Here is a 5,783-nt window from a genome sequence, read left to right on the forward strand (position 1 = left end):
CGACTGCGGCCGCAGCGGCGGCAGATGAGGTAGTGGCGGTGCTCGCCGGCCGGCCGCCCCAGGTAGAGCCGCTCGCCGCCCTCGTCGCGCACGACGTCGACCAACCCGGCGCGGTCCTGACCGAGCGTGATCTGCCCCGCCCGCCGCAGATGGAGCAGCTGGCCCGGATCGACACGGCCGGCACCCTCGCGGCGTGGCTGACGGACCTGGGCGGAAGCGAACCCCGGGTCGTCCAGCGGCACTTCGAGGCCCCGCTGTCCCCGGAGACGGGCTGGGAGCTGGCCACCGGCAGCGGGGCGCGCCGGATGCTGGCCGGGCTGTCACCGGCCGCCGTGGAGCGGGTGCGCGCCGAGTTCACCGCCCGGCTCACCGCGGACTCGGTCACCGACCTCGACGTACGCGTCCTGACGGGCACCGCCCGCTTCCCCCGCTGACCGGCCGGCCGGGCGGGGCGGCGGGCAGGACCCCGTGACCGGCCCGCGCCCACAAGGGCCGCACACGGCCGCTCAGTTCGCGGCGGTTCGACGGCCCGCTGGCCCCAGAGACGGGCTGGGAGCCGGCCACCGGCAGCCGGGCGTGTCGCATGCCGGCCGGGGCGGTCAGCGGCCGCCGTCGAGCGGGTGCGCGCCCAGTTCACCGCCCGGCTCACCGCGGACTCGGTCACCGACCTCGACGTACGCGTCCTGACGGGCACCGCCCGCTTCTCCGGCTGACCGGCCGGCCGGGCGGGGCGGCGGGCAGGACCCCGTGACCGGCCCGCGCCACAAGGGCCGCACACGGCCGCTCAGTTCGCGGCGGTTCGACGCCCCGCTGGCCCCGGAGACGGGCTGGGAGCCGGCCACCGGCAGCCGGGCGCGCCGCATGCCGGCCGGGGCGGTCAGCGGCCGCCGTCGAGCGGGTGCGCGCCCASTTCACCGCCCGGCTCACCGCGGACTCGGTCACCGACCTCGACGTACGCGTCCTGACGGGCACCGCCCGCTTCCCCCGCTGACCGGCCGGCCGGGCGGGGCGGCGGGCAGGAGGACGCGGTCGGCCCGCGCCCGCAGGGGCCGCAGACGCCGCYCAGTTCGAGGGTGTGCTCCAGTTCCGTGAAGCCCGTGGTCTCGGCGAGCCGGGCGGCCCACTCCTCGACGGCCTCCGCGTCCACGGGCCGACTGCGGCCGCAGCGGCGGCAGATGAGGTAGTGGCGGTGCTCGCCGGCCGGCCGCCCCAGGTAGAGCCGCTCGCCGCCCTCGTCGCGCACGACGTCGACCAACCCGGCGCGGTCCAGCTCGCGCAGGGTGCGGTAGACGGTGGTGAGCCCGACAGTGCTGCCGGAGTCGGCCAGCAGCGTGTGCAGTTCCTGCGCGGAGACGAACTCGTGGCAGCGGCCCAGGGTGTCGAGCACGGCCCGGCGCTGCCACGTACTGCGCAGGCCCGGCGTGTGGATGCGCTCCACGGCCGGGCTCCCCTCCGCTTCGCCCACCACTGGACTCCTTGCTCGACCGGCGTGTTCGTCGGCCCCCCATGCTAGATGAACATGGTTTTCACGTCGATGACCGACCCGCCCCGCTCGCGTCGCGCCATGCCTGCGCAAACCGTTGACGGAGGTAAGAGCCCCACTTATCTTCTGATCGAATTCACGAACTGCGTTCGAAATAGCGAACGCAGACTCGGACAGAGGCGGCGGCGACGCTGCACTCCCCCCTGATCCGGAGAACTCCCTTGAGACGTAAGAGACGCAATGCGCCACGGCTGCTCCTGGCCGTCCTCGTCGCCCTCGCCGCCTGCCTCGTCGGAACCGGCGCTCCCGCCCAGGCCGCCGTACCCGACTCCCCCGGTGTCACGTACACCAACCCGATCGCGGAGAAGCGGGCCGACCCGCACATCTTCAAGCACACCGACGGCTACTACTACTTCACCGCGACCGTCCCCGAGTACGACCGCATCGTGCTGCGCCGGGCGACGACCATCCAGGGGCTGAAGTCGGCCCCCGAGACGACCATCTGGACCAAGCACGCCAGCGGTGTGATGGGGGCCCACATCTGGGCGCCGGAGATCCACTTCATCGACGGCAAGTGGTACGTCTACTTCGCCGCCGGCGCCACCAATGACATATGGGCGATCCGGATGTACGTCCTGGAGGGCACGGGCGCCAACCCGCTCACCGCCGCCTGGACCGAGAAGGGGCAGATCAAGACCCAGTGGGAGAGCTTCTCCCTGGACGCCACCACCTTCGTCGTGAACGGCGTGCGCTACCTGGCCTGGGCGCAGCGCGACCCGTCCGTGAACAACAACACCGACGTCTACCTCGCGAAGATGGCCAACCCCTGGACGATCACCGGCACTCCGGTGATGCTGTCGCGGCCCACCTACTCCTGGGAGACCGTCGGCTACAAGGTCAACGAGGGCCCGGCCGTCATCCAGCGCGGCGGCAAGGTCTTCATGACGTACTCCGCCAGCGCCACCGACAGCAACTACTGCCTGGGGATGCTCACCGCGTCCGCGAGCGCGAACCTGCTCAGCCAGGCGTCCTGGAGCAAGAGCCCCACGCCGGTGTTCGCCAGCAGCGCCGCGACCAGCCAGTACGGCCCGGGCCACAACTCCTTCACCGTGTCCGAGGACGGCAAGAGCGACATCCTCGTCTACCACGACCGCAGCTACAAGGACATCAGCGGCGACCCGCTCAACGACCCCAACCGCCGCACCCGCGTGCAGAAGGTCTACTGGAACGCCGACGGCACCCCGAACTTCGGCATCCCCGTGGCCGACGGGATCACCCCGCAGCGCTTCTCCTCGTACAACTTCCCCGACCGGTTCATACGCCACTGGGACTACCGGGCCCGGATCGAGGCGAACGTCACCAAGCTCGCCGACTCGCAGTTCCGGGTCGCGCCCGGCCTGGCCGGCAGCGGCACCGTCTCGCTGGAGTCGGCGAACCTCCCCGGCTACTACCTGCGGCACAAGAACTTCGAGGTGTGGCTGGAGAGGAACGACGGCAGCGCGCAGTTCGCCTCCGACGCCACCTTCCACCGGCGCGCCGGCCTGGCCGACTCGGCGGGCGTGTCGTACGAGTCGTACAACTACCCGGGGCGATACGTCCGCCACTGGGAGTACCTGCTGAACGTGCAGGCGGTGAGCACGGCGACCGACCGGGCGGACGCCACCTTCTACACCCAGTGACCACAGGGCGGGCGCCCGTAATGCCCTGATTGTCTTCCCGATGGGCGGGCACTCAGGGCATGTGCACATACAAGACGGCATGCGACCGCGCAAGGTTCTGCTGACCGGGTGGTTCAGCTTCCCGGACGGGGAGGCGACCGCCGGGGACGTGCTGGCCCTGCGCCGGGTCGAGGACGTACTGCTGGGCACGGGCATCCCCTACGACATCGCCTGGAGTCCCGGCTTCCGCCCGGAGGCACTGCATCTGGACCGGCTGTGGCCGGAGGACTACTCCCACCTGGTGTTCGTGTGCGGCCCGCTGCACGGGCCGCAGATCGAGGAGCTGCACCGGCGGTTCGCGCACTGTGTGCGGATCGCCGTCGGCACCTCGGTGATCGACCCCGCCAGCCCGGCCGTGACCGGCTTCCACCGGGTCCTGCCCCGGGACGCACCGGACAGCGAGCCGGTGGAGGACCTCGCGGCCCGCGCCCCTGACGCGCCCGCCCGGCCGGTTGTCGGGGTGATCCTCACGCACGGGCAGCACGAGTACGGGGAGCTGCGGCGGCACGGGCAGGTCGCCGAGGAGGTGACCCGCTGGCTGGCCGGGAAGGACTGCGGCCGGCTGGAGCTGGAGACGCGGCTCGACACGCACGACTGGCATCTCAGTGCCACCCCCGCGCAGCTCCAGTCCGTGCTGGCCCGGCTGGACCTCGTCGTCACCGACCGGCTGCACGGGCTGGTCATCGCGCTGCGGGTCGGCACCCCGGTGCTGGCCGTCGACCCGGTCGAGGGCGGCGCGAAGATGACCGCGCAGGCCCGGGCCTGCGGCTGGCCCGCGCTGGTGCCCGCCGAGCGGCTGGACGTGCGGCAGTTGGACCGCTGGTGGGACTGGTGTCTGACCGGCGGCCGGGTGACCGCCCGGCAGATCCGTGACGGATTCCGTGAAGGCACCGTGCCGGACAGCGCGGACCGGCTCGTCGAGGCGCTGGCACGGCCCGTCCCCGGTTAACGCCGGGGCCTCACGGGGCACCCGCTTTTCATCCCCGCTGTACGTCCCCCGCCGCACGTCCCCCTCGGGACGCAGGACGGTCCGGCCGCCCGGAAGGAGAAAGCGCGTGTCCATCGGCCGACTTCCCGAGAACGAGCAGCGCATCCTCGACGAGATGGAACGCGCGCTGCGCCGCGACCGCCGCCTCGACCGCCGGCTGCGCACCCTGCGCCTGAGCCGCCGCCCCGACCCCGCCCGGCTGCTGGCCCGCCTCGGCTCCTACCAGCCCCGCGTCCGGACCGTGGCGGTCCTGCTCGCGGTGTCGGTCGGGCTGATGGTGGCCGGGATGGTCACCTCCGAGCCGGGGGTGATCTGGGCGTTCGCCGTCATATGGCCGCCGACGCTGTTCGCCGTGTTCCGGCTGATGTGCCGGTGGTGCGGGGGCTGAGCGTCCGCCGCTGATCCGACGAGCGGACCCGCACCCCGCCGAGGTGCGGGTTCAGCCCGTGTAGCGGCGGGCCTTCGAGGCGCGCTGGGCCGGTTCCAGCAGGCGCAGGCGGGACTCGACCTCGTGCGGCAGGACGCGGCGTTCGCGCAGGACCCAGGGGAGGGCGGCGGCGGCCTCGGCGAAGGCGCGCAGGGACGCAGTGTCGCGCGGCACCGTGCGGGCCAGGTCCACGGTCCGGCGCAGGGCGGGGCCGGCCGGACGGCGCAGCCAGGTGAACCACAGGGTGTTGCGGATGCCGTGGGACCGGCGCAGGGTGGCGTCCCGGGCGACGGACGGGTGGTGGTGCACCACCAGGTGGTCGGCGTACGTCAGCCACCAGCCGTCGGCCGCCAGGTCCGCGGCGAGCAGCTCCTCCTCGCCGCCCAGCCACAGCCGCGGATGGAAACCGCCCGCCGCCCGGAAGGCGTCGGTGCGCAGCACGGTCGCGGCGGCCAGGAACGAGCCGAGGGCCGGTCCGGGCAGCCAATCGGGCCCGGGGACGGGCGAGTCCCGCAGCTCCTCGACGATCGGGTCGTCGGTGCCGTCCGGTTCGACGACGATCCGGGCCGTGACCGAGCCCAGCGCCGGATACCGATCGAGCAGGTCGGCGGCCCCCGTCAGCGATCCCGGTGCCCACCAGGAGTCGTCGTCGCAGAAGGCGACGTAGGGCGTACCGACCTGCCGGATCGCCAGGTTGCGGCCCACGGCGCCGAGGTTGCGGCCGGGGCGCAGCAGCCGGACCCACGGGTGATGGCGGGCGACGGCGTCGGCGGTGCCGTCCGTGGAACCGTTGTCGGTGACGATCACCGGTGGGTTCTCCGGCAGTTCGGCGAGGTGGTCGAGCGTGCGCAGCAGCTCGCGGCGCCGGTTGTGGGTGATGACGACGACGGTCGTACGGCTGTCGGTCATGCGGCGGCTCCCTCCAGCAGGCGCGCGGCCCGCTCCACGTGCGGCGGCAGGGGCCGGCGTGCGCGCAGGGCGGCGGGCAGCCGGGCGAGCGTCCCGCGCAAGGCCTGCCGGGCGTGGTCGTCGTGCCGGGCCTCGGCGGCGAGGGCGCCGGTGCGGGCGAGCGCGTAGGGCACGGGGCGGCGCAGCCAGGCGGTGAGGAGTTCGTTGCGGCGCTGGACGACCGGGCGGCCGGTGCGGGGCGAGGGCGCGGGGTGGTGG

At 73.5% G+C, this 5,783-nt stretch carries 5 protein-coding genes and 2 pseudogenes; 4 read left to right on the forward strand and 3 right to left on the reverse strand.

Going from position 1 to position 5,783, the window contains the following annotated elements; all coding sequences use genetic code 11:
• A pseudogene (locus CA983_RS49745) lies at positions 1–434 on the forward strand (hypothetical protein); the annotation flags it as partial.
• Between the two features lie 443 nt (positions 435–877).
• Here CA983_RS49745 and CA983_RS39735 read toward each other — a convergent pair.
• Entirely contained in the window at positions 878–1,465 is a 588-nt protein-coding gene (locus CA983_RS39735; RefSeq protein WP_086605556.1) for a Fur family transcriptional regulator, read from the reverse strand.
• Positions 1,466–1,740: 275 nt separating this feature from the next.
• Between CA983_RS39735 and CA983_RS39740 the strand changes: the two genes are divergently transcribed.
• The 3 genes from CA983_RS39740 to CA983_RS39750 all read left to right on the forward strand — a co-directional run bounded on the left by CA983_RS39740 (position 1,741) and on the right by CA983_RS39750 (position 4,577).
• Positions 1,741–3,162: a family 43 glycosylhydrolase gene (locus CA983_RS39740; protein ID WP_086605560.1), complete on the forward strand. Its 1,422-nt coding sequence runs from the start codon at positions 1,741–1,743 to the stop codon at positions 3,160–3,162.
• A gap of 79 nt (positions 3,163–3,241) precedes the next feature.
• Positions 3,242–4,150 carry a polysaccharide pyruvyl transferase family protein gene (locus CA983_RS39745; RefSeq protein WP_086605557.1) on the forward strand — a complete coding sequence of 303 codons (909 nt, stop codon included), beginning with the start codon at positions 3,242–3,244 and terminating at the stop codon, positions 4,148–4,150.
• Positions 4,151–4,256: 106 nt separating this feature from the next.
• On the forward strand, positions 4,257–4,577 hold the full coding sequence (locus CA983_RS39750) for a DUF3040 domain-containing protein (protein WP_086605558.1): 321 nt from the start codon (positions 4,257–4,259) through the stop codon (positions 4,575–4,577).
• A gap of 51 nt (positions 4,578–4,628) precedes the next feature.
• On the opposite strand, the gene CA983_RS39755 is transcribed toward CA983_RS39750, so the two are convergent.
• The gene (locus CA983_RS39755) at positions 4,629–5,525 is read right to left on the reverse strand and encodes a glycosyltransferase family 2 protein (protein WP_086605559.1); all 897 of its coding nucleotides are present in this window, start codon (positions 5,523–5,525) and stop codon (positions 4,629–4,631) included.
• A pseudogene (locus CA983_RS39760) lies at positions 5,522–5,783 on the reverse strand (glycosyltransferase family 2 protein); the annotation flags it as partial. The gene CA983_RS39755 and the pseudogene CA983_RS39760, both read right to left, overlap by 4 nt.

Source organism: Streptomyces swartbergensis (genome assembly GCF_002148965.1).
Lineage (GTDB): Bacteria > Actinomycetota > Actinomycetes > Streptomycetales > Streptomycetaceae > Streptomyces > Streptomyces swartbergensis.

Bases quoted from the DNA above. Each gene is read 5' to 3' on its own strand.
- CA983_RS39755 (WP_086605559.1), bottom strand. From the start codon at position 5,525: ATGACCGACAGCCGTACGACCGTCGTCGTCATCACCCACAACCGGCGC.
- CA983_RS39745 (WP_086605557.1), top strand. From the start codon at position 3,242: ATGCGACCGCGCAAGGTTCTGCTGACCGGGTGGTTCAGCTTCCCGGAC.